Raw genomic sequence first — 23,371 nt, forward strand, 5'->3', positions numbered from 1 at the left:
GGCGGTCATGCCGAGGGCGCGGCGAGCATTGCGCGATCAGCCGAACAGGCCGCCGAGCAGTCCGCCGAGGATTTCGCCGACGGCTCCGGCGGCCTCGCCCGCGGCGGCGTTGACGGCCTCGCCGGCGACGGCCTTGCCCGCGTCGGCGGCGAGGTTGCCCGCGTAGCCGGCGACGGCGTCGCCGAACTGGCCGACGGGGACGCCGGCGGCGTAGCCCGCGACGTTGGCGGCGCCGGCGAACACCGCGCCGATCGCGCCGACCGCCGCGCCGGCGGCCAGGCCGCCCGCGACGCCCGCGGCGGCGACCCCGCCGACCGCGCCTGCCGCGGCCCATCCGGCGCCGCGCCCGTGGTGGCCGTGGTGGGCCGGGTACGCGGGTCCGCCGTGGTGATGGTGGTGGACGGGAGGCGGTCCGTGGTGTGCGGGAGGCGGCGGGTACTGCGGGGCCGCGGGGGCCGGGGGTGGGGCGTACGGGAGTCCTGCGCCGGGCGCTCCGGGGCCGGGAGGGGGCGGTAGGTGGCCGGGCGGCGGGGGAAGCGGGTTCTGGCCGGGCTGCGGCGCGTGTGCGGCCGGCGGCAGGGGGCTGTTCGATCCCGGTCCGGGGGCGGGCGGGGGGAACTGCCCGTACTGGCCGGGGCCGCCGTAGGCGGCAGCGGCCGGGGCCGGGGCGCCGTGTCCGTGGCCTGGCGTGCCGTGGTGCGCGGGCGGGGCGCCGGGAGGCGGTGGGAACGTCGAGTGGCCGCCCGGTGGGGGCAGTGGCGCGCCTCCGGGGGGCGTGTGCCCCGGCGAGGGGTAGGGCGATGCCTGCGGGCGCGGCCGGGACGCGGCCTCCTCCAGCCAGCGGCCGATCTTGGAGTTCCAGTCCGTCTCGGCGGCCTCCTGGTGCTCGACCTGGAAGCGGCCGAACCGCTCGTCCGGGGACCCGCCGGCCCGCCGGTCGGCCTCCAGCACGAACGCCATGTGCCGCGGGTTGGCGATGAAGCTGAGCCCCACCTCGCCGATCCGGCCCGCGTACTGCGGCGGCGGCGCCAGCTGGATCTCCTGGTAGAACGGGAGCTGCTGCGGGACGCCGCGCAGCTTCGACTGCTCGAACGCCACGTTCTGGATCTTGAAGCCGAGCCGGGCGATCGCCGCGAGCACCCACTGCTGCGACTTCAGCGGCTCCACCGAGATCGGGTCGACGTCGCCCGGGTCGGGCTCGCCCTTGACGTCCACCTCGGTGCACAGCCCGATGGTGAAGCCCGGCAGCTCCCGGCCCAGCACCGTGGTGAACGGCAGCTCGTACGGCAGCGGGATCGAGAACGACAGGTCGCGCCGCTGGCCGGGCTCCAGCCGGAACGCCCTGGTGAGCGCGCCGCGGTAGACCTCGGGGCCCGCGCTCTCCCCGCCGTAGCCGTTCTGCATGCGCGGCATCAGCGCGAGCGTCACATGCCGGATCTCAGCGGGGCGCTGGCCCCCGACCAGGTGCACCTTGCCGGCCACGACCCCGCCGGGGCGGCAGTTCGGCTCCGACAGGATCGTTTCGACGGAGGGACCCGGGGCCCCGCCGTACCCGCCCGCCATCTGCCCATAGGCCACAGGCCCTACCCCTCTCGCGCGACACCGCGGGGGCGGTCCCCGCATCGGTCAGACGAAATCCACCATGCCATCGTTTCATCGCGGGCGGCGACCCCCGATATGCCATGGAATGGGTGAATCGTCCCCTCGGCGAGACGAGGGGACGATCCATCCCAGGTCACTCGCCGGGCTTCGCCTCGCGGGCCGACACGGTGACGGTCGCGTAGCCCAGCTTCTCCAGGGGCTCGCGGATCTGCTCGGCGTCGCCCACCGCGATGACGGTCAGCGCCTCCGGGTCGACGTGCTCGGCGTACGCGCGCGCCACCTCGTCCGGCGTCGCGGCGCGGACGGCGTCCAGGTAGCGCCGCGGGTAGTCGGCGCCCAGGCCGTTGGCGGCCGCGTCGGCCAGCTCCGCGGCGACCGAACGGGCCGTCTCGTACTCGGCCGGCGCCCGGTCGGCCAGGGCCCGCACCGAGGAGCCGCACTCCTCGGCGTCGATGCCCCGCGACACGACCCCGCGCAGCTCGGTCAGCGCGTCGGCGACCGCGTCCGCCGTCACCTCGGTGTGGACGGCGCCCTGCGTGATGAACAGCCCGCAGTGCCGCAGCCGCAGCAGCCCGGCGCGCACCCCGTAGGTGTACCCCTTCTCCTCCCGGAGCACGGCGTTCAGCCGCGAGGTGAGGCCGCCGCCCAGCACGTGCGACACCACGGTCAGCAGCGGCCAGTCGGGGTGCGAGCGGTTCGGCACGCCGTGCCCGAGGCTCAGGTACGTCTGGACCGATCCGGGACGGTCGACCACCACGATCCGCGGGCCCGTCGTCGGCGCGATCTCGTCCGGGACGCGCAGGGCCTCGCCCGAGCTCGTCCAGCCCTCCAGCGCGGCGGTCAGCGCGGCGTCGGCGTCCACGCCGGACAGGTCGCCCGCGACCACCGCCGTCGCCTCGCCGGGGACGGCCGAGCCGTAGAACGCGCGCACGTCCGCGCCCTGGATCGCGTCCACCGACTCGGGCGTGCCGCCGGTCGGCCGGGACGCCCGCGCCCCGGCCGGGAACATCACGGCGCGCAGCTCGCGCATGGCGCGCGAGCCCGGGTCGGCGTCCTCCTGCGCGATCTCCTCCAGCCGCTCGCGGACCAGCCGGCGCACGTCGGAGTCGGCCAGCGCCGGCTCCCGCACCACCGAGGAGAACAGCTCCAGCGCCGCGCCGAGCCGGGTCACCGGGACGTCCAGGGCGATCCGCAGCGCGGTCAGGTCGGCCGAGGCGTACAGGCTGGCGCCCAGCCGCTCGAACGCGGCGGTCAGCGCGGTGCCGCCGCCGGGCTCGGTGCCCTCCAGCAGCGCCCGCGCGGCCAGCGCGGCGACGCCGTCGCCGCCGTCCGGCTCGCGCCCGGCGCCGGCGTTCAGCACCAGGCGCACGGCCGCCAGCCGCCGCCCGGGAAGGTCGCAGCGCAGCGTGGCGGGGCCGCCGGGCACCGCGCCCTCCGCGCCGGCCGGGAACGCCCAGGCGGGGACGGGACCGGGGACCGGGCGCGGCGCCAGGGCCAGGGCCGAGGGCTCGGAGCCCGCGGGGTCGGTGGTCACGACGCCGTACCTCCATAGGTCAGGACGGAGCGCGAGCCGGGCCGCAGCCACCGGCCCGCCATCTCCTTGATCTGGTCCGCGGTGACCGCCGCGGCGCGGCCCGGCGCGGTGAACACCCGGGCCGGGTCGCCGAACTGGGTGGCGTTCTGCGACAGCGCGTTGGCCAGCCCGGTCACCGTCTCGGTCTGCTCCAGGAACCCGCGCTCGGCCTGCGCGGTGGCGCGGGCGGTCTCGTCGGCGTCGGGGCCGCCGGCCGCGAACCGGGCCAGCTCCTCGTCCAGCACCTCGGCGATCTTGGCGGTGTCGGGGCCGATCGCGTCCACGATGGCCAGCGACGGGCCGCCCGCCAGCCGGGTCACCCCGGCCCACACCTCGGTGGCGATCTGGTCGCGGCGCACCATCCGGTCGTACAGCCGGGAGCCGGAGCCGCCGCCGAGGATCTCCACCGCCAGCTCGGCCGCCTCGATGTCGGTGCCGCCGTCGGAGGGCAGCGGGAACATCGCGAAGTAGGCGGGCGAGGGCACCTCCTCGTCCACCGGCTCGGCGTTGACCGCGGGCAGCGGGCCCAGGTCGCCCGGCCGGGCCGGCGGCGCCTGCGGACCGGAGGGCAGGCCGCCGAAGTAGCGCTCCACCGCGGCCAGGGTCGCCTCCGGGTCGACGTCGCCGACGATCGAGATGACCGCGTTGCCCGGCGCGTACCAGGTGCCGAAGAAGTCGGCGCAGTCCTCCAGGGTGGTGGCGTCCAGGTCCTCCATCGAGCCGATGGGGGTGTGCGCGTAGGGGTGCCTCTCGGGGAACGTCAGCGCGCACAGCTTCTCGAACGCGGTGCCGTACGGCTGGTTGTCGTAGCGCTGGCGGCGCTCGTTCTTCACCACGTCGCGCTGGTTGTCGAGGTTGGCCTGGGTGAGCGCGGCGGGCAGCGTGCCCATCCGGTCGGCCTCCAGCCACAGGGCCAGCTCCAGATGGCTGACCGGCACCGTCTCGTAGTAATTGGTGCGTTCAAAGGAGGTGCTGGCGTTGAAGGTGGCGCCGGCGCTCTCCAGGAGCGCGGCGTGCTCGCCCTCGGCGACGTTGGCCGAGCCCTGGAACATCAGGTGCTCGAAGAGGTGCGCCAGACCGGTGCGGCCGGCCCGCTCGTGGCGCGAGCCCACGCCGTACCAGATGTTCACGGCGGCCAGCGGTACGACATGGTCCTCGCAGACCACCACGCGCAGGCCATTGCCGAGCGTGTGCTCATGCAGCGGCTGTTCTGCCACGGAGCGCTCCCGTCCGTTCGGTGGATCGGTTGGCGAGACGGCACCGCGCGCGTCTGCGGGACTGCGCCCTGGCGGCGGGCTTGATCTCTGTCTCACGGTACCGGTTCGCGTAGCCCGCGGGCGCCGCACGTCCGGTACGACGAGGGCCGGGCGATTTCCGGTGCCGTTCCGGAGGTCCGGGAGGGGGACGAGACGCGTCTGGGGCCTCTGGGGGCGCTGTGGCGGGGGCGAAGGGAAGGAATAAGGAGGCGGGGGAGTAAGAGAGGAGGGGAGCGGAAGCGCCCTGCGCCGAGGGGAGGCTCAGCGGGTGGTCTGGGACTTGGTGCCGCCCTGGCCGCCGGCGGCCGCGGCCTCGTGGGCGGCGAGCGCCTCGTCCAGCGTGCGGTGCAGCACGAAGATCTTGGTGAGCTGGGTGACGTGGAAGACCCGCCGCACCCGGTCGTTGACCCCCATGAACGACATGGAGCCGTCCCGGGCGCGGAGCCGGTGGTAGATGCCGACCAGGACGCCGAGGCCGGTGGAGTCGAGGAAGGTGACCTCGCTCAGGTCCACCACCAGGTGGAGGGCCCCGTTGTCGATGATGTCGAGCAGTCTCTCCCGCAGGCGGGGGCTGGTGAAGACGTCGATCTCACCGCTGATCGTGACGACGGTGAGGTCCTTCTCGACCCTGTGCTCGACGGCGAATTCCACCGCTACTCCCTCTCCGGACGGTTTCGTGGGTGCACGCATACCCGCCGGGCAGGGCCTTCATTCCGTGGGCCGCTGCGAGGTCCGGCACAAGGCCCCGCTTTGGGCCTGTCCAAAGGACCACCGGGCCAGGAACGCACGGGCTAGGAACGCACGGGCTAGGAACGCACGGGCTGGGAACAGCGGAACAGGGCCCAGACGACCTTGCCCTGGGGCAGGCCGCACCACCCCCAGCGCATACTGAACGACTCGACCAGGTGCAGTCCGCGGCCGGTCTCGGCTATGTAGTCGGGCTCCTTGCGCCGCGGCGCGGAGGGGCTGGCGTCCATGATCCCGCACAGCAGCCAGGGGGCCTGGTACAGCAGCCGCAGCCGGATGGCGGCGGGCGCCGAGCCCAGCGGGTCCCCGGCGGAGTGGACGGCCGAGCCGACCGTGGCGCCGGAGGAGTAAGAGGCCCGCGAGGCGCCCTGGCCGTGCGCGCCCTGCGTGCTGTGGGACGGATGCGCGCCGTGGGACCCGTGGAGGCTGTGGGGGAGGTCGGGGTCCGGGCCGTGTGCGGCCGGGCCGGAAGTGTAAGGGTTGCGGGCGCGGGGGCCGTGGGCGGCGGGGCCGCCGCTGTGCCTCAGCGCGTTGGTGACGAGTTCCGAGACCACCAGGCCGACGTCGTCGGAGATCGCCCCGCAGCCCCAGCCGTCCAGCCGCGAGACGGCGAAGTGGCGCGCCTCGGTGACCGACTCGGGCTCGGGCAGGACGGTGAAGGAGACGGTCGGCGCGGCCGGTTCGACCAGTGTGCGCAGCCCCTGGGCCAGGCGTGGCGGCAGATCACTGGATTCGGGCACCGGTGTCGCCGGTACGGCACAGTCCTGTGGCCCCGGCGCACCCGCGATGGGGCCTACCCCCCATCGCGTGTCGTCGTGCGCGTGGCGTGACGTCATTCCCCGGACCCCGCAGAGTGATCTCGTTGTGCAGCCGTGGCTCGGAAGTCTCGTGCGTTATCCTGCGCATCGTAGCGTGCGAATGCAAGGCCCAATGCACGTGCATCCGAACCGAACGGGCGCGATCCGTCACGATCGGCAGGGTGCTCGCGCGGGCGGACGGAGGTAAACCGCAGGACAGGCACCCCAATGGCACACTGAGTACACTCTCCGGCTTCGCCGGGGAAAAATCGCTGTCCGCCAACGAGCCGCGGGAGGTTGGGCGTGACTCCAGAGACGCCGGGAGCTGGATCGACGGTCCGTCGGATCCTGCTCGGCTCGCAGCTGCGTCGCCTGCGAGAGGCGAAGGGCGTGAGCCGGCAGGAGGCCGGCTATGTCATCCGCGCGTCGGAGTCGAAGATCAGCCGCTTGGAGCTCGGGCGGGTCAGCTTCAAAGAGCGTGACGTGGACGACCTGCTCACGCTGTACGGCGTCGACGACGCGACCGAGCGCGAGGCGCTGCTGCAACTGGCACGGGAAGCCAACACCCCGGGCTGGTGGCACCGCTACAACGACGTCCTCCCCGGCTGGTTCCAGACCTATGTCGGCCTGGAGGAGTCGGCGGCGCTGATCCGGACCTACGAACTACAGTTCGTCCCGGGTCTGCTGCAGTCCGAGGGCTACGCGCGGGCGGTGATCCGGCTGGGCAACGCCGGTGCGGCCGAACAGGAGATCGACCAGCGGGTCGAGCTGCGGCTGCAACGGCAGGAACGGCTGACGGGCCCCGACGCCCCGAGGCTGTGGGCGGTGCTGGACGAGGGCGCGCTGCGCCGGCCGATCGGCGGCCCGGAGGTGATGCGGGGCCAGTTCGAGCATCTCATCGAGATGTCCAAGCTGCCCAACGTCACCATCCAGGTGATGCCGTTCCGGTTCGGCGGCCACGCCGCCGAGGGCGGAGCCTTCTCGATCCTGCGCTTCCCCGATCAGGACCTGCCGGACGTCGTGTACGTCGAGAACCTCACCGGCGCGATGTACCTGGACAAGCGCGACGACGTCGACACCTACCTGCAGGCGATGGAACGCCTCTGCGTCGACAGTGCCACACCCGAGCGCACCGTCGAGCTTCTCGGTGATTACCTCAGAGAGACATGATGCTCCAGACCGACGGCCAGAACTTTCCTGGACGCAACAACGCCTACGAGGGCGCCCACGAGGCCGCCCGCGACAGCGCCTATGACAACGCCTACGACAACGGGATGCCGGCGACCGGCCTCACCGGGGCCCGCTGGCTGAAATCGCGGCGCAGCAACTCCCAGGGGAACTGCGTGGAGATCGCGGAACTGCCCGGCGGGCACATCGCGATGCGCAACTCCCGGCATCCGGAGGGCCCCGCCCTCATCTACACCCGGCCCGAGATCGAGGCGCTGATCCTCGGGGCCAAGGACGGGGACTTCGATCACCTGATCGCCTCGTCCTCCAACTGATCCGAAGCCATACGCCGGGCGCACCCGCTCGCGCATCCGCGCCCGGCCCGATCCCCCGCGCTCCTGAGCCCCGTCACACGGAGGCGAGCCCCTCCGGCTCAGGCTCCGCTCCGGCCGCTCCGGCCCGCTTCCGCCGCTCAGGCTCCGCACTGGCCACTGTCGCCACTCCGGCCCGCTCCGGCTCCGCTCCGGCCTCCCGGCCGCTCCGGCCGTTCAGGCTCCGCTCTGGCCCGCTCCGGTCACTCTGGCCGCTCTACCCGCTTCGGCCGTTCAGGCTCCGCTCTGGCCGCTCCGGCCTCCCGGCTGCTCAGCCGCAGTTCGCGTACGACGACGTGGCCGACCCCGAGCCGAACCGGACGCACTGCCCGGCCGCCGAGACGTACACCGGCCCCGCGTACCAGGCGTACGACCCGCTGTCGGCGACCTTGCTGCCGCCCTGGCGCTGGATCCACACCGACGCCGACGACGCGCGGCCCACGTTCTTGGTCTTGATCAGGACGGCGCAGTTGTAACCGGAGCTGTTGTAGAGCTGGTACGCCCGGCCGCCCGAAACCGCCATCGAGCGCTGCACGTAATACCCGCCGCCGTGGCCGCCGGAGTTGCACACCTGCTGGGGCGTGTACTTGTTGGCGGGTTCGGGGGTGGAGCCGCCGCCTCCCCCGCCGCTTCCTCCGCCCGGCGGGGGCGTGGACGGCTGGCCGGAATTGCCGCCCCCCGTCCTCGGGGTCTCCGAGGTGCCGGGCTGCGCGCCGGGGCTCTGGGAGTTCTTCGGCTTGGCCGTCCCCTTGCCCGGCGTGGGGTCGGGGGCGCCGGGGAGGTTCTCGACAGTGACGGGGCCGTTCGGGCCGTTCTGCTGGGCGGCGGCCGCACCTGGGCCCTTGTCGCCGCCCGAACGGGTCGCGGCCCACACCGCGCCGCCGGCCAGCAGTGCCGCGACGGCGGCGGCCGCTGCGATCGGGACCAGCAGCCGTTTTCGCCCGCCCTCACCCTGGCCGCCGGGCCGGTGCTGCTGCCCCGGCATCGGATGCGGGTGAGGAGGCGGCTGCGGCACGGTGCTGCCGTGCACCCCGTGCTCGCCGCCCGACCTCGGGTCGGTGGCCGCCATCGGGGACGCCGCGGCGTGGAACTGGGGCGGGGGCGGAGGCTGCGGCGGGGCCGGGGACGGAGCCCGGGGAACGCCGGCCGCGCCCGGCGCGCCGTCCGCGGGAGGGCCGCCGGGCACCGCGCCGGCACCGGGTACCGCACCGGGCATCGGGACGGCGCCGGGCACCGCACCGGCACCGGGTACCGCACCGGGTACCGCGGCGGCTCCCGGGACCGCGTTCGGGGCGGCGCCGACCAGCCGTTCCTGGGCCTCGCGGGCGGTGGGACGGCGCTCGGGCTCCTTGGCCAGGCAGGCGTCCACCACCTCGCGCAGCGGGCTCGGCAGGTCGCCGAGGTCCGGCGCGCCGGTCAGGATGCGGTGCATCACCGCGGCCATGTCGTCGTTGCCGAACGCGGGCCGCCCGGTCGCCGCGAACACCATCGTGGTGCCCCAGGCGAACATGTCCGAGGCCGGTCCGACCGCGCCGCCGCTGAAGTGCTCGGGCGCCATGTACGCGGGCGTCCCGACGTTCTGGGTCTCACCGGCCGCGCCCAGCGCCCGCGCCACCCCGAAGTCGATCACGCGCGGGCCGTCCGGGCCCATCATCACGTTGTGCGGCTTGAAGTCGCGGTGCACGATGCCGGCCTGGTGGATCGCGTACAGCGCGGTCAGCGTGCTGATCGCGAGCCGTTCCAGCGCTCCGCCGGCGCGCGGCCCCTCGGCCTGCACCTGCAGGTGCAGCGACTGGCCGGGCACGAACTCGCTGACGATGTACGGCTGGTCGCCGGCCAGGTCGGCGTCCAGGACCTGCGCCGTGCAGAACCGGGCGACCCGCTTGGCGACCGCAAGTTCCCGGACGAACCGGCTGCGCGCGGACTCGTCCCCGGTGAGCCCGGAGTGCAGCAGCTTGACGGCGACGTAGTCGGACAGCCGTTCCGGTTCGCCCGTTCCCGCGCGGCGGCCGAGGAAGACCGCGCCCTGACCGCCCTCGCCCAGCCGGCCCAGGAGCTCGTACTCCCCGAGCGCGGTCGGGTCGCCCGACCGCAGCGGACGGGTGTCCGGCATCGTCCTGTCCGTCACGCCACTCTCACTTCGTCGCATCCGCCTCTGGCCTTGCAAGACTATTGGTCGATCGAGGGTGCGCGCTCATGAACGAGGGCGATCGCGACCGTCCTGCCGGATGTTCGCGCAGGTCCGGGCCGGTTCAGCCGACAGGCGCGGGGCGGCCTCCGTCTACGAGCGAATGCTCGTTCTACAGTGCGGAAGACCCCCGGCACCGCACGTTCCGGTGTGCCGGGGGCCTGCTTCTTATCCGGGTTTTCGGTCAGGCCGGGTCGGGACCGCACCGCCAGAGGCGCCGCTCCGCCCGGCCGTGCTCATGGCCCGGCGGACCCTCCGGGGCATGACCGCGTTCCAGACGCGCCGCCACCGCGAGCGCCCGCAGCGAGGTCGACTTCACATGCTTGTGCCCGGCGCCGGTCCGGGCCTGGGGAATGCTGCTACGCACCAGATACTCCATGGGGGTCGGATTACCCGAATCATCCGGTCGCGCACCTGCCCGCGGACCGGGTCGGGAAGCGCGGGACGATCACCGCGCCCCCGGTACAACCCCAAGATCGTCCACGGTATTCCGAGCGAGCGTTCGATTTTTTTGGCCCCCTGAGGCGGCGCTAGGTTGGCAGGCCACGCCCCCCGCCGAGGAGACCCCCGATGACGACCGCCTACTACGACGATCTGGCCGGGCTCCTGCTCGCGCGCGGCCTGCCCGCCGAAGAGGTGGCCGACACCGTCGGACGGCTCGCCGCGCACGCCGCCGGCGCCGACCCCAAAAACGAGTACGGCCCCTGCGCCGCCCTCGCCGAACGGCTCACCGGCGCCGCGTCCGGCCCCGTCGACGGCGCGCCCAGCCCCGAGACCGACCCCACCGCGCGCACCCGGACCTGGACCGCCGACGCGTTCGGCGACCGCGCCCGCCTCGACGCCTTCGGCGCGGCGGGCTGGGAGGTCGAACGGGTCGACGAGCGCGACCGCTTCGTCGCCCGCCGCGACCTCACCGACCCGCGCCGCTGGGAGTACCGGCGCGAGACCGGCGACGCCGCGCCCCCGGACGGCGACTGGGAACCCTGCGGCACCTGGCTCTGCTTCCGCTACTACAAGCGCCCCGCGCAGGACGGGCCCGGCGACCTCTCCGGCGAGATCCCGCGGACCTCGTCCCGGCGCGCGCAGCTCTCCCTCATGGTCGCCTGCTACGTCGCCACCCTCGCCGCCATCGGCCTCGGCTGGACGATCTTCAACGGCTCCGGTTCCGGCTCCGGGACGGGCCTCGGCTTCCTCGGCGGCTTCCTGATCGGCGGCGCCGTGGCGGCGGGCGCGCTGGTGATCGCCCGCGCCCGCCGTCCCTGACACCGACACCCCTCGTTCACCGGTCCCACCGGTGACCGTTCCCCAACACCTTTTACCGTCGGTGCAGCCGCGGCTCCGGAACGTCTCAACCCCCCTAGGAGACAGCCGATGGAACGCCGTACCTTCATGCGCGCCACCCTGGTCGGGACGGGCGCCGCCGCCTTCACCGGCACCCTCTGGCAGCGCGCCGCCCTCGCCGCCCCCGCGCAGAACGCCCCCAGCCCCTACGGCGCGCTCCAGGCCGCCGACGCCAACGGCATCCAGCTCCCGCCGGGCTTCACCAGCCAGGTCGTGGCCCGGTCCGGGCAGACCGTCACCGGCACGTCCTACACCTGGCACAGCGCGCCCGACGGCGGCGCCTGCTTCGCCGACGGCACCGGCTGGATCTACGTGTCCAACGCCGAGGTGTCCGCCTCCTCCGGTGGCGGCGCCTCGATGATCCGGTTCAACTCCAGCGGCGCCGTGACCGGGGCGTCCCGCATCCTGTCCGGGACGGACCGCAACTGCGCGGGCGGCAAGACCCCCTGGAACACCTGGCTGTCGTGCGAGGAGACCGACACCGGCCGGGTCTGGGAGACCTACCCGTTCGGCGGCACCGCCGTGGCCCGTCCCGCGATGGGACGCTTCAACCACGAGGCCGCCGCGGCCGACCCCGTCCGCCGCGTCATCTACCTCACCGAGGACAAGAGCGACGGCTGCTTCTACCGGTTCGTCCCCACCACCTGGGGGGACCTGTCGTCCGGAACGCTCCAGGTGCTGCGCGCCGGCACCGCCACCTCCGGCACGTTCACCTGGGCGAACGTCCCCGACCCCGACGGATCCCCGACCGCGACGCGCAACCAGGTCTCGGGCGTCAAGCGCTTCAACGGCGGCGAGGGCTGCCACTACGCGGGCGACACCGTCTGGTTCACCACCAAGGGCGACAACCGCGTCTGGCAGGTGAACCTCGCCGCCGGCACCTACGAGCTCGCCTACGACGACAGCCTCGTCAGCCCCGGCTCGCCCCCGCTCACCGGCGTCGACAACATCACCGGCGCCTCCTCCGGCGACCTGTACGTGGCCGAGGACGGCGGCAACATGGAGATCTGCATGATCACCCCGGACGACAAGATCTCCGTGTTCCTCCGCATCACCGGCCAGTCCTCCTCCGAGATCGCCGGCCCCGCGTTCAACCCGGCCGGGAACCGCCTCTACTTCTCCTCGCAGCGCGGCACCTCCGGCTCGTCCTCGAACGGCATCACCTACTGCGTGACGGGCCCGTTCCGGACCTGACCGATACCCGATCTCCGGGCCGGCCGGTCCTGCCGTCCGGCCCGGAGGTCCAATACAGTCGTCCGCCGAACCCACCCGGGGAAGGGGACGATGCGCCGACTCGCAGCGGCGGCGGCAGCCGCCACTCTCGCCCTCCCCGCCCTCCCGCCGACCGCCCACGCCGCACCCGCCCCCTGCGACCTCCCGCGCGGCTACACCGGCCCCGTCGGCGAACAATGGGCCCGGAAACGCCTCGGCTACGACCGCGCCTGGACGCTCACCCAGGGCGAGGGCGTCCTCACCGCGGTCATCGACAGCGGCGCCGACACCCGCCACCCCATGCTGAGCGGCCGGATCGCCGACTCCGTCGACCTCACCGGCACCGGCGACCGCGACTGCGCCGGGCACGGCACCGGCGTCGCCGCCCTCATCGCCGGCCGCGACCCCCGCCTCGGCGGCGTCGCCCCCGCCGCCAGGCTCCTGATCGTCAAGCAGCAGCACGCCGAACGCGACGCCGACGGCGGCGCCCGCCTCCCCAAGGCCGTCCGCGCCGCCGCCGACGCCGGAGCCCGCGTCATCAACATCTCCCTCAAGGCCGCGCCCTCCCCGGCCCTCGACCAGGCCGTCCAGTACGCGCACACCAAGGACGCCGTCATCGTCGCCGCCGCCGGAAACGCCCAGGAACAGGACGGCGACCAGGGCGCCGCGTACCCCGCGAGCTACCCGGGCGTCCTCTCCGTCGCCTCCCTGGGACCCGACGGCGCCCGCGCCGAGAGCTCCGGCGTCCAGTCCAAGGTCGACCTCGCCGCCCCCGGCAAGGGCCTGATCACCCCGTGGCCCGGCGGCGGCCACAACCCGCAGGCCGAGGGCACCAGCTACGCCGCCGCGTTCGTGTCCGGGACGGCCGCCCTCGTACGGTCCCGCCACCCCCACCTGAACCGGGAGCAGGTCGTCAGGCGCATCCTCGCGACCGCCGACGGCAACGCCGGAACGGGCACCGGCCGCGGCATGGTCAACCCCGTCCAGGCCGTCACCGCCGTCCTGGCAGGAGAGACCGCCCCGCCGCCGGCGCCGTCCCAGCCGCCCGCGGCCGTCCTGGCCGCCCCCGAACCGTCCGACGACCGCACCCGCGCGATCGCCACCGCCGTCACCGCGGTCACCCTCACCGCCGCCGCCCTGGCCGCCCTGTCGGGCGTGATCGTCCCCATGGGCCGCCGCCGCAACTGGCGCCCGGGCCGCGCCGCCCTCCCGGCCCCCGAGCCCGAGGACACCCCCGAAACAGCCCCGCCGTCCACCACGATCGGCACCCCCTAGGAGGCGTGCAACCCCGTCTGCACCAACCGCGCCCCGGCCCGCCGATCGGCCAGCGTCCCACGTCCCACAGGCAGGGGCGCCGGGCGGACCTCGTGGAAGAGCGGGCCCTCCTCCTTGGTCCCCGACATGATCAGAGCGGGCGAGGCCATGTCCTTGAGCTGCTGGAGGACCGGGTCGTACAGCGCCCGCCCGGCACCGCCCATCGCGCGCGACAGCACCAGGTGCAGTCCGATGTCGCGCGCCTGGGGGAGCAGCTCCAGCAGCGGCAGCAGGGGGTTGCTCGACGTGGCGACAAGGTCGTAGTCGTCGACGAAGAGGAAGACGTCCGAGCCCTTCCACCACGAACGGTCGCGGAGCCGGTCGGGCGGCAGGTCCGCCGGGGGCAGCCGCTCGCGCAGCGCCTCCGCGAGGTCCTCCACGAGTTCGGACGCCGCCGACGCGGACGCGGCGTACCCGATCCGGTGGCCGGTGTCGGCGGTGTCCAGGAGCGCCCGCCGGTAGTCGACGAAGAGGAGCCTGGCCTCGTCGGGGGCGTGCAGGGTGACGAGCCCCTCGGCGATGAGGCGCAGCAGGTTCGACTTGCCGCACTCGGTCTCGCCCACGACCACGAAATGGGGATCGACGGCGAAATCCAGCTGGACGGGAGCCAGCGCGTCCTCGTCGATGCCGATCGGCACCCGCCACGCCTCCCGGGGGACACCGGCCAGCCCGGAGGCCGGCAGCAGGCTCGGCAGCAGGCGCACGGGGGGCGCCTTCGGGCCCTGCCAGGCCCCGGCGACGAGGTCGACCGTCGCCGCGACCCCGTCGGCCAGGTCGTCGGTGGTGCCGCGCCCGTCCAGACGCGGCAGCGCCGCCAGGAAGTGCATGCCGTCCCGGGTGAGCCCGCGCCCGGGACGCCCCTCCGGGACGTTCTCGGCCAGCCGCCGGTCGACCTCGGACTCGTAGGAGTCGCCGAGCTTCAACTCCAGCCGCGTGCCGAACACGTCCCGGATCCCCATCCGGAACTCCGACCACTTCCCGGCCGTGGCCACCACGTGGATCCCGTACCCGAGCCCGCGCGCGGCCAGATCGGTGATGGCCTCCTCGAGCTGCTCGTACTCCTGCCGCAGGGACGTCCAGCCGTCCACCACCAGGAAGACGTCGCCGAAACCGTCGCCCGGGACCCGCCCCTCCGCGCGCATCCGCCGGTACGCGGCGATCGAGTCGATGCCGCGCTCGGCGAACTCCTGCTCGCGCCGGTCGAGGAGCGTGGACACCTCGGCGACCGTACGGCGGACCCGGTCGGGATCCCGCCTGCTCGCGACGCCTCCGACGTGGGGCAGCCCGGCGAGCGCGCCCAGCGTTCCGCCCCCGAAGTCCAGGCAGTAGAACTGGACCTCCTCGGGGGTGTGCAGCACGGCGAGCGAGGTCAGCAGCGCGCGCAGCGCGGTCGACTTGCCGGTCTGCGGCGCGCCCACGATCCCCACGTGCCCGGCGGCGGCCGACAGGTCGACCCAGAGCGGCTCGCGCCGCTGCTCGAAGGGCCGGTCGATGACGCCGGCCACGGCCCCCAGGCGTCCCCTCCCCTCCCAGCCGGCCGCCGTGAGCCCCAGCCCGGCAGCGGCCGACAGCGGCGGCAGCAGCTGGTCGACGGACGGCGGGACGTCCAGCGGCGGCAGCCAGATCCGGTGCGCCGGCGCGCCCCTGTCCGCGAGCCGGTCGATCACCGCGGTGAAGAGGGTCTCCCCGGTCGCCGGTTCGCCGGGTAGGGGGCGGGCGCCCTCCCCGGCAGGTGGACGCTCGTCGGCCCGGGGGGCGATGCGGTCCAGCGTGTACGGGGTGATCCGCCGGTGCCGGATCGTGCCGCTCGGCCGGACGTTCTCCTGCCGCCCCTCCCCGACCGGACCGGAGACGTAGGCGGCCTTGAACCGCACCATCTCGCTGATGGACACCTTCAGATAACCGTTGCCCGGCTGCGACGGGAGCTCGTAAGCGTCGGGCACCCCCAGCACGACCCGCGACTCCATCGCCGAGAACGTCCGCAGCCCGATCCGGTAGGAGAGGTGTCCGTCGAGGCCGCGCAGCTTGCCCTCCTCCAGACGCTGCGAGGCCAGGAGCAGGTGGACGCCCAGCGAACGGCCCAGCCGCCCGATCATCACGAACAGCTCCGCGAACTCCGGCTTGGCCGACAGCAGCTCGGAGAACTCGTCCAGCACGACGAACAGCGTCGGGAGCGGGTCGAGCCGCGCCCCCTGCTCCCGCGCCTTCTCGTAGTCGCGGAGCGAGGCGTAATTGCCCGCCGCGCGCAGCAGCTCCTGCCGGCGGACCATCTCGCCGTTCAGCGCGTCGTACATGCGGTCGACGAGCGGGAGCTCCTCCTCCAGGTTGGTGATGACCGCCGACACGTGCCGTAGCCGCTCCAGCCCGAGGAACGTCGCGCCGCCCTTGAAGTCGACGAGCACGAAGTTCAGCGTCTCGGACGGATGGGTGAGCGCGAGCGCCAGCACGAGCGTGCGCAGCAGCTCCGACTTGCCCGAGCCGGTCGCGCCGATGAGCAGGCCGTGCGGGCCCATGCCGCCCTGCGCCGACTCCTTGATGTCGAGCTCGACGGGACGGCCTTCGCCGTCCACCCCGATGGGCACGCGCAGCCGGTTGCGCGGTGCCTTCGGCTGCTCCCAGGCGCGCTCCGGCTGGAGGTCGTCCAGGCCGTCCAGGCCGAGCAGCGAGGTGAGCGTGAGGTCGCCGGCCAGCGCGTCCTGCTCAGGCTCGCCAGGTGCCCCGGCGCGCAGCGACGCCAGCCGCAGCGCGAGCCCTTCGCCCTGGACGGGGGTGAGGGCGTCGGGACGGCCCAGCGACGCCGCGACGTCCTTGCCGGTGTGATCCCGCTCCAGCATCTCCAGATGGTCCGCGGCCACGCGCAGCCGCAGCATGGTGGCGTCGGGCGTGGGGGCGACCGCGCCGTCGAGATCGATGACGCACACCCCCTTGATCCCGTCCGCGCCGAGCTGGGAGTCGGGGGTGACGGTGCCGCCGTCCACGATCACGACGTGGAACGGCAGGTCCTGCGCGTCCACGCCGGGGCTGAACCGCGGCCGGTCCTTGAGGTCGTCGTCCAGGAGGCGTTCGAGGTCGGTGAGGGAGCCGGCGAACAGCCGCACCGGGCCCGCCGCGTCCTGCTCGTCCGGGTGCAGGCAGTGCGGCAGCCACTTGGCCCACTCCCAGTCGCGCACCCGCTCGGGCGCCGCGCAGATCGACAGGCGCACGTCGTCGGGCGTGTGGAAGGCGACGAGCTGGGCCACCATCGCCCGGACCATCTCCCGCACGGCCGACGCGTCACCGGTGGGCAAGATCCGCGCGAACGCGGGCAGGGACACCGCCACCGGAAGGTCCGGGACGGTCGAATGCGCCCGCAGGAACCGTCTCAGCGCCCCCGCGCACATCGGCTCCAGATCCTCGATCGGCCGGGTCTCCGGGGTGATCAGCTCCAGCGCGAGCCGCTGCCGGCCCCGGCCGATCCGCACCTGGCCGAAGTCCTCGTCCGCCGGGCGCCGCTCCCAGAGCCGGTGGCTCATCGCCAGCGACCACAGCGTCCGCGGGCTGGGGCCCGTCCATTCCAGCGCTTCGCGCTGCTGCGCCGCGGCCTTCCGGACGCGCCCGCGGACCTGGTCGAGGTGGCGGTAGTAGTCGCGGCGGGCGGCGTTCAGCTGCTGCTTGCGCTCTCCGGCGCCGTGCCCCATGTGCCCGAAGCCCATCCCGACCATGGACAGCACGAAGAGCCCGCTGGCGATCCACATGATGGGGTTCCCGCCGCCCGCGCCCCCCGCGCCGCCCATGAACATGAGCCCCATGGCGCCGCCGCTCGCCGCCATCGGCAGGTACATGAGGGCGTTGGCGAAGCCCTGATTGATCGTCTCCGGGATCTCGGGCGGCGGTTCCAGCAGGATCTCGCCCTCCGGAAGCCGGGGAGGAGGCCGTCGCTCCGGACGGTGTACGAGAACGATGCCCAACCCTCAGGCCCTTCTGCCCTGTTTCGGTACCCCGGGAAGCCAGGAACCGGACAATTCACCCGCTCATCTCCGACTGTGGGAACGTGCCGCAGATCACCATCGGAGTCCGGTTGATATCCAAAAGCCCCCGATGCCCCCGACATTCCCCGTCGACGCGTGTCAAAGTATCATCGTGCGCCGTCCGCCAGATCGGGGTTTCTTCCGCGTTATGATCATGCTCCCTTTTTCTTCTGTGCCGAATACCGGTTCGCCTCATGACCGAATCGGCGCCACGGAATCACCGGGCCGGCGCCCGCGGAGAAGCGCCGCCGAAGGTGTGAGACCGGAGGCCGTGTGAACACGTTGGCTGGGGCCGACCTCTGCCGCGTCGTACTGGTCGCCCCGCAACGGCGCGTCGACCTGTCGCTGCCCGCGGACATTCCGCTGGCCCACCTCCTGCCCACCCTGCTGCAGGTGGCCGGGCGGGAGCTGGCGGACGCCGGGCTCGCCCATTCGGGCTGGGTGCTCCAACGGCTTGACGAGCCTCCCCTGGACGAGTCACAAACACTGTCGTCCCTGGGCGTGCGCGACGGCGAGCTGCTCTATTTCCGTCCCGAACTCGCCCAGCTGCCCGAGGTCACCTTCGACGACGTGGCCGACGTCGTCGCGACCGCCGTCAACGAGCACTCCGAACGCTGGCGTCCGGAGAACACCCGCCGTTTCGGACTGGCGGCGAGCGCGGCGCTCCTGACCGCCGGCGCGGTCGCGCTGGCTCTGGCCGGCCCGTCCTGGGGGCCGTCCGCGATCGCCGCGTCCGCCATCGCGGTGGCGCTCCTGCTGGGCGGCGTCGTCCTCTCCCGCGCCGTCGGCGACGCCACCGCGGGCTCGGTGCTGGGCTTCGCGTCACTTCCGTACGCGTTCCTCGGCGGCCTGCTCGCCCCGGCCCGCCCGGTCGAGCTCCTCGACCTGGGAGCACCGCACCTGCTCGCCGCCCTCGCCGCCGCCACCCTCGCGGCGATCACGTCCGCCTTCGCCACCACGGCCGGACTTCCCACCTTCCTCGGGGTCGGCTTCGCCTCACTCCTCGGCGTCGTCTCCACCGGGCTCGTCCAGGTCGCCGGGCTCAGCCCATACGGGACGGCGGCGTTCGTGGCGTCGCTCTGCCTGACCTTGACCGCGCTGATCCCCTCGCTGGCGTTCCGGCTGGCCCGCCTGCCGCTGCCGCCCGTACCGGAGACCGCCGAAGAACTGCGGAGCGCCCAGACCTTCAACGGCTCGATGCTGCTGCGCCGCACAAGAGAGGCGGACCGCTTCACCACCGGGCTCGTGGCCGGTGTGGGGCTGGTCGCCCTGGCCGCACAGTTCTTCCTTGTGCCCGGCAAAGGCGTACTGCACATCATCATGAGCGTCTGCATCTCGCTCGTTCTCCTGCTCCGCGCCCGCGTCTTCCACGGACGATGGCAGCGGACGTGGATGCTGGGCGCGGGCCTGGCGGGCCTGGCGCTCCTGTGCCTGCGCTGGGCCGCCACCGCGCCCGTGCTCGCCGTCATCGTCCCCATGGTCCTGGCCGTGACCATCACCATGCTCATGGCGCTCCGGCTGCCCGCCCACAAGCCGACGCCGTTCTGGGGGCGGGCCGGGGACATCGTCGACCTGGCCCTCGTCATCAGCCTCTTCCCACTGGCCATGGGCCTGCTGAACCTCTACTCCTGGCTGCGCGGCCTGGCCGGCTGATCTCGGGGACGACGCATGCAAACGCGCAAGGACCTCTACCAGGCGCACCGGCTGATGACCCAGCGGGTCGCCCTGGCCCTCCTCCAGGGCAAGCCCGGAGCCGCCGAATCACCTCTCCGACGCACGGGCGTCGGCGCGCTGTGCGGCGTCATGGTCGTCGTCCTGGTCGCCGCCGGGTTCGGCATCTCCGGCCTCGTCTTCAAGGGCGGCGCCCGCAACCTGGAGCAACCGGGCCTCGTCATCATCGAGAAGGAGACGGGCGCCACCTACGCCTACAGCCCCCAGGACAGGAAACTCATCCCGTTCCTCAACTACGCCTCCGCACGCCTGGCGATGTCCACGACCTCCATCCAGCGCAAGACGGTCTCCGCGAGGTCCTTGGCCAAGTACGGCAGAGGCCCGGTCACGGGAATCCAAGGCGCACCCGAGTCGCTACCCGCCCCGGACAAGCTCACCAAGGCGCCATGGTCCCTCTGCACCACCGGCTCACGCGTGTCCCTCATCGGCGGCCGTGACATAGGCGGAAGCAAGCTCGCCGACAACCAAGGAGTGCTCGTCCAGGGCGGCCCTCAGTCATGGCTCATCTGGCGTGACACCCGGATGCGCGTCTCCCCGAGGGCCGCCCGCGTCCTGAGCGCGGACCAGCCGACCCCGGTCGACGAGCGCTGGCTCAACGGCCTCCCGCAGGGGCCCGACTTCGCGGCGCCTCCCGTGCCGGACCGGGGCCAGACCCGCCCGGGCCCGGACGGCGCCCCAGCCCAGGTCGGCCAGGTGTTCAGGGTCGCCGCCGTCGCGGGCACGCCGACCCGCTGGTACGTCCAGCTGCCGGACGGCCTGGCGAGCGTCTCGCAAACCCAAGCCCGCCTTCTGCTCGACTCGGCCGGAGCCGGCCCGCCGCGCGACATCTCTCCCGGCGCGGCGAACACGAGGCCCTCCCGCACCGCCCTCTACAACCGAAATATCCCCGAAGACCCGCCCCAAATTTCTGCGCACCGTCCCGACCAGTCACTCTGCGCGGTCTACCGGAATACCGGCCGGCTTTCGACGGAGGTCCGCTTCACCCTGGACGCCCACCTCCCTCCCGCTCCCGCCGCTCCCGTTTCCACCGCCCTGGACCAGGTCGTCCTCCCTGGTGGCGGCACATTCGCCGGCACGCTCTCCCAACCGGGACAAAAACCCCAGGCATTCTCATTGATCACCGAACAGGGCGTCCGCCACCCCATCGCCACGTCCGACGACGCCACCAAACTCGGCTACTCGGTGAACACCGCAGTGCCGATACCGGTCAACCTCATCAACCTTTTCCGCCCTGGCCCCATCCTCTCCTCAGCGGCCGCACTGCGGCCGGTTCCGGCCACGTAAGTGTGCGTCTTGACAACGCTCGCGCAGATCAACTGCGGGGTCGGCGGACCTGTTGCCCGAGAGTCTGAAAACCCCTCATGTGCTGGGCGTGGACACCCGCGTTCCCTGATCCCTACGCTCGAACTTGCTCGCTGTCACGGGGTGTGTCGCTTTCGAAGCGCTACAGGGAGTAGGGGGCGCGCCTTGTGATGCCTCATGTCGTCCATCCACAAGGAGAACGCGGTGACACAGCAGTCGGCGCACAGCCGGGAAGGCATGCGCAAGGGCGCGGACGCCATCGAACACGCCGAGCGGCAGCTGCGCGGCACCCGGGCCAGGCTCGAGGCCGAGCAGAAGGCCCTCGCGGCCCGCTGGAAGGGCGAGGGCGCCATGGCCTTCGTGAAGGTCTACCAGCAGTTCGACCAGCAGTTCGTCAAGGTCCTCACCGACCTCAACAAGATCCAGCAGAAGCTCGGCGACGCCCGCGTCACCTACGCCGCCAACGAGGCCGAGACTGCCGCCAGGGTCAACAAGCTCACCGGCATGATCAACGGCTGACGAGGAGGACACCGTGAGCACCGACTACACGCTGGTCAACTTCGGCGCGATGAAAGAGGCCCAGGCCAGCTTCGCCAAGGCCCTGAACGAGTACAAGGCCGCCCTCAACGAACTGCAGAGCAAGGTCCAGTCCACCCTCGCCGAATGGGAGGGCGACGCGGACCAGGCATACCAGGCTATGCAGAAGCAGTGGAACGCCGCCGGCGAGCAGCTCGGCCAGGTCGTCCACAACATGGGCCAGGCCATCGGCGACTCCCACGACGGCTACCTCACCACCGAACGCCGCAACACCGCCATGTTCGGCGGCTGACGAACCACAGAACACCACGGGGAAGGAACGCTGTGGCTCCCAGGGGTGAATGGCCGACACCGACCGATAGTCGGGCTCGTCGCACGGCCCCAGTGATCATGCGAGGCCGGTGAAATGAATCCCATCGAGGTTCGGCGCCGCCGGCTACGCCAGATGGCCGGAGAGATGGAACGTGATCTCACCGAGCTCAGGGCGGCGCTGGACGCCCTGGCCGGAGGCTCCAAGGCGGCCGGTCGTATCGGCGGGTGGGACGTCGCGCAGCAACTCGGATGGAACCTGGACTCCGCGCACCAGAACATGGTGCGCGGGCTGCGCGACTACTGCGACGCCTATCAAGCGCTGATCACGCGCTTGCAGCGCGCGGCGGAGAACTACGAGCGCACCGAAGCCGCTGCCGCAGACCGGGCCCGGGCCGTTCAGGGCGGTGGAGGTACAGGTGTGGTTCCGTGGCAGCACAGGTGAGTCGGGCCAACGGGGATCGGAATAAACGATGAGCAAGAAGGATCGGGCCTACGACCTCAGGCCGGGGACGCTCGGGCAGGGGGACCCGACCCAGTACAACTACGACGCCGTGGCAGCGCATCTGCAGGCTGCCAGTGCGGTCCCGCTTCAAGAGATTTGGTTGGCCTATCACAAGGCGCACGGCGCACTGCGACGGGCCGAGGACTCCCTCGGTCGGCATGTGCGCCAGCTGAACGCCATATGGCAGAGCGACGCCCAACAGCTCGGCGTGGCCGAGATGAAGCAGCTTATCGAAGCCTCGGGGACGTTGGCCGACGTCAGTACCAGGTTCCAGTCTGCGGCGAGCGCGGTCCGAGCCGCCCTTGAATCCGCACAGAGCAGCATGCCACCGAAGCAGAACCCCGAAGGGCTGGGAGTGATCTCCAGACCCGGCGCTCCGGACGCGAGTCCTGCGCGTTACGCAGACGACAAACGCGCGCAGCAACACCTGGCAAGTACCAACACCAGCCTTTCAGCCGCATTCGACCAGATCCCGGAGACGGTGGCAGTCGGTCTTCCCGGCGGCCCGCAACGACGCATTGACGGTGGGGCCACGGGTTCCGCTGGCGGAACGAGCGGTGCGGGCACCGTTCCGGAGTCCTACACAGGTCCGGCCGGAGCGTCGCAAGGCGGCATGGCCGCGAGCCCGCACGGCGGTGGTGGTCCCCTCCTGTCGGATCCACACCCCGGCCCGCAGACTCCTGGCCAGCCCGATATGCGGCCCGATATGCGGAACGCGTCGGAGCTGGAGGGCATTGCGCCTATAACCGGCGGACCCGGCCCCCAACACGCGGATCCACCTTTCAACATGGGTCCACGGCCTCCCGGCTCGGGGGAACTCTCACCGGGTGTTCCCACGATGACGACGCCCGCGCAAGGCGTGACCACGGGTAAACGGCCTGGGCTTCCTGTGGGGCACTCACCCCTGACAGGAAACGCTGAGATGCCCCTTCGCGGTCCAGGGCCCAGCGGTGGCGTGCTCAGAGGCGCCGGCCCCGTTCCCGGCCATGTCGGATCAGGAGGTGTCCCCGGATCGGGGCCGCCACCGGTCAGCCGCGCAGGAGGGATCATCGGAGGCGTCAGCACCCCGAGCGGGCATTCCACGACCAACGGCTCACGTCCCGTAGGCGGCCTGTCTCCGGGAGGTGTGATCCGTCCTGGAGCGACGCCCCCAAGCGCCATTTCACGGGCAGGCGCCACTCCCAGCGGCAGCGCTCCCTGGCAGGGTTCCCCGACGGAGCATCGGACGTCCGCCCTCCCTGGGGCGACTGGTCTCGGCGCCGGACGTCGCGGAGCTGGGGAAGCGATCCGAACCCCCCGCATCCTCGATGAGGATGACCTCTGGGCCGAAGATGAGGACGTGGCCCCACGCGTCATCGGCGGCGATGAAAAGTAGCCGGCGAAGCGACGATAAGGCCATTGCCGTAGGACCG

The 23,371-nt window shown here is 72.8% G+C and carries 18 protein-coding genes; 10 read left to right on the plus strand and 8 right to left on the minus strand.

Annotation, left to right across the window (positions count from 1 at the left end; genetic code table 11):
* Positions 1–36 precede the first annotated feature (36 nt).
* The 5 genes from ACFPZN_RS41420 to ACFPZN_RS41440 form a co-directional block, all read right to left on the minus strand.
* Entirely contained in the window at positions 37–1,578 is a 1,542-nt protein-coding gene (locus ACFPZN_RS41420) for a sporulation protein (protein ID WP_378288067.1), read from the minus strand.
* Between the two features lie 157 nt (positions 1,579–1,735).
* A complete protein-coding gene (locus ACFPZN_RS41425; RefSeq protein ID WP_378288068.1) occupies positions 1,736–3,136 on the minus strand; it encodes a M16 family metallopeptidase in 1,401 nt (466 codons plus the stop codon).
* The gene (locus ACFPZN_RS41430; RefSeq protein WP_378288069.1) at positions 3,133–4,392 is read right to left on the minus strand and encodes a M16 family metallopeptidase; all 1,260 of its coding nucleotides are present in this window, start codon (positions 4,390–4,392) and stop codon (positions 3,133–3,135) included. The genes ACFPZN_RS41425 and ACFPZN_RS41430 overlap by 4 nt, the downstream gene beginning before the upstream one ends.
* Before the next feature lie 300 nt (positions 4,393–4,692).
* Positions 4,693–5,082, minus strand: a complete 390-nt coding sequence (locus tag ACFPZN_RS41435; protein ID WP_378288070.1) for an STAS domain-containing protein — start codon at positions 5,080–5,082, stop codon at positions 4,693–4,695.
* Between the two features lie 155 nt (positions 5,083–5,237).
* Positions 5,238–5,918 carry an ATP-binding protein gene (locus ACFPZN_RS41440; protein ID WP_378288071.1) on the minus strand — a complete coding sequence of 227 codons (681 nt, stop codon included), beginning with the start codon at positions 5,916–5,918 and terminating at the stop codon, positions 5,238–5,240.
* A 405-nt stretch (positions 5,919–6,323) separates the two neighbouring features.
* Here ACFPZN_RS41440 and ACFPZN_RS41445 point away from each other — a divergent pair, with 405 nt between their 5' ends.
* Complete coding sequence (locus ACFPZN_RS41445) at positions 6,324–7,145, plus strand: helix-turn-helix domain-containing protein (protein ID WP_378288105.1); 822 nt, start codon at positions 6,324–6,326, stop codon at positions 7,143–7,145.
* A 104-nt stretch (positions 7,146–7,249) separates the two neighbouring features.
* Positions 7,250–7,477 carry a DUF397 domain-containing protein gene (locus ACFPZN_RS41450; protein ID WP_378288106.1) on the plus strand — a complete coding sequence of 76 codons (228 nt, stop codon included), beginning with the start codon at positions 7,250–7,252 and terminating at the stop codon, positions 7,475–7,477.
* A 307-nt stretch (positions 7,478–7,784) separates the two neighbouring features.
* On the opposite strand, the gene ACFPZN_RS41455 is transcribed toward ACFPZN_RS41450, so the two are convergent.
* Together ACFPZN_RS41455 and ACFPZN_RS41460 are read right to left on the minus strand one after the other, a co-directional pair.
* On the minus strand, positions 7,785–9,641 hold the full coding sequence (locus ACFPZN_RS41455) for a serine/threonine protein kinase (RefSeq protein ID WP_378288072.1): 1,857 nt from the start codon (positions 9,639–9,641) through the stop codon (positions 7,785–7,787).
* A gap of 244 nt (positions 9,642–9,885) precedes the next feature.
* Complete coding sequence (locus ACFPZN_RS41460) at positions 9,886–10,068, minus strand: hypothetical protein (RefSeq protein ID WP_378288073.1); 183 nt, start codon at positions 10,066–10,068, stop codon at positions 9,886–9,888.
* Positions 10,069–10,271: 203 nt separating this feature from the next.
* On the opposite strand from ACFPZN_RS41460, the gene ACFPZN_RS41465 reads away from it, so the two are divergent.
* The 3 genes from ACFPZN_RS41465 (at position 10,272) to ACFPZN_RS41475 (ending at position 13,529) form a co-directional block, all read left to right on the plus strand.
* Positions 10,272–10,964 carry a hypothetical protein gene (locus ACFPZN_RS41465; RefSeq protein ID WP_378288074.1) on the plus strand — a complete coding sequence of 231 codons (693 nt, stop codon included), beginning with the start codon at positions 10,272–10,274 and terminating at the stop codon, positions 10,962–10,964.
* Positions 10,965–11,072: 108 nt separating this feature from the next.
* Positions 11,073–12,236, plus strand: coding sequence for an alkaline phosphatase PhoX (locus tag ACFPZN_RS41470; RefSeq protein ID WP_378288075.1), 1,164 nt, complete (start codon positions 11,073–11,075; stop codon positions 12,234–12,236).
* 90 nt (positions 12,237–12,326) lie between these two features.
* Positions 12,327–13,529: a S8 family serine peptidase gene (locus tag ACFPZN_RS41475; RefSeq protein WP_378288076.1), complete on the plus strand. Its 1,203-nt coding sequence runs from the start codon at positions 12,327–12,329 to the stop codon at positions 13,527–13,529.
* Here the strand turns inward: ACFPZN_RS41475 and eccCa are convergent.
* Positions 13,526–17,515, minus strand: coding sequence for a type VII secretion protein EccCa (eccCa, locus tag ACFPZN_RS41480; protein ID WP_378288077.1), 3,990 nt, complete (start codon positions 17,513–17,515; stop codon positions 13,526–13,528). The genes ACFPZN_RS41475 and eccCa overlap by 4 nt on opposite strands.
* 333 nt (positions 17,516–17,848) lie before the next feature.
* Between eccCa and eccD the strand changes: the two genes are divergently transcribed.
* From eccD to ACFPZN_RS41505, 5 genes are all read left to right on the plus strand, one after another.
* Positions 17,849–19,228: a type VII secretion integral membrane protein EccD gene (gene eccD, locus ACFPZN_RS41485; RefSeq protein ID WP_378288078.1), complete on the plus strand. Its 1,380-nt coding sequence runs from the start codon at positions 17,849–17,851 to the stop codon at positions 19,226–19,228.
* Between the two features lie 15 nt (positions 19,229–19,243).
* Positions 19,244–20,590, plus strand: a complete 1,347-nt coding sequence (eccB, locus tag ACFPZN_RS41490) for a type VII secretion protein EccB (RefSeq protein WP_378288079.1) — start codon at positions 19,244–19,246, stop codon at positions 20,588–20,590.
* A gap of 222 nt (positions 20,591–20,812) precedes the next feature.
* Positions 20,813–21,127 (plus strand): WXG100 family type VII secretion target, encoded by a 315-nt coding sequence (locus ACFPZN_RS41495; protein ID WP_378288080.1) that lies wholly within the window; start codon positions 20,813–20,815, stop codon positions 21,125–21,127.
* A 13-nt stretch (positions 21,128–21,140) separates the two neighbouring features.
* Entirely contained in the window at positions 21,141–21,437 is a 297-nt protein-coding gene (locus tag ACFPZN_RS41500) for a WXG100 family type VII secretion target (protein WP_378288081.1), read from the plus strand.
* A 114-nt stretch (positions 21,438–21,551) separates the two neighbouring features.
* A complete protein-coding gene (locus ACFPZN_RS41505) occupies positions 21,552–21,899 on the plus strand; it encodes a DUF2563 family protein (RefSeq protein ID WP_378288082.1) in 348 nt (115 codons plus the stop codon).
* Positions 21,900–23,371 lie beyond the last annotated feature (1,472 nt).

Origin of the sequence: Actinomadura rugatobispora (genome assembly GCF_042656285.1) — a bacterium.
Lineage (GTDB): Bacteria > Actinomycetota > Actinomycetes > Streptosporangiales > Streptosporangiaceae > Spirillospora > Spirillospora rugatobispora.

What these genes read in the sequence shown, in the direction of transcription:
- ACFPZN_RS41450 (WP_378288106.1), top strand. Translation starts at nt 7,250, where the DNA reads ATGCCGGCGACCGGCCTCACCGGGGCCCGCTGGCTGAAATCGCGGCGC.
- ACFPZN_RS41465 (WP_378288074.1), top strand. Translation starts at nt 10,272, where the DNA reads ATGACGACCGCCTACTACGACGATCTGGCCGGGCTCCTGCTCGCGCGC.
- ACFPZN_RS41470 (WP_378288075.1), top strand. Translation starts at nt 11,073, where the DNA reads ATGGAACGCCGTACCTTCATGCGCGCCACCCTGGTCGGGACGGGCGCC.
- ACFPZN_RS41475 (WP_378288076.1), top strand. Translation starts at nt 12,327, where the DNA reads ATGCGCCGACTCGCAGCGGCGGCGGCAGCCGCCACTCTCGCCCTCCCC.
- eccB (WP_378288079.1), top strand. Translation starts at nt 19,244, where the DNA reads ATGCAAACGCGCAAGGACCTCTACCAGGCGCACCGGCTGATGACCCAG.
- ACFPZN_RS41505 (WP_378288082.1), top strand. Translation starts at nt 21,552, where the DNA reads ATGAATCCCATCGAGGTTCGGCGCCGCCGGCTACGCCAGATGGCCGGA.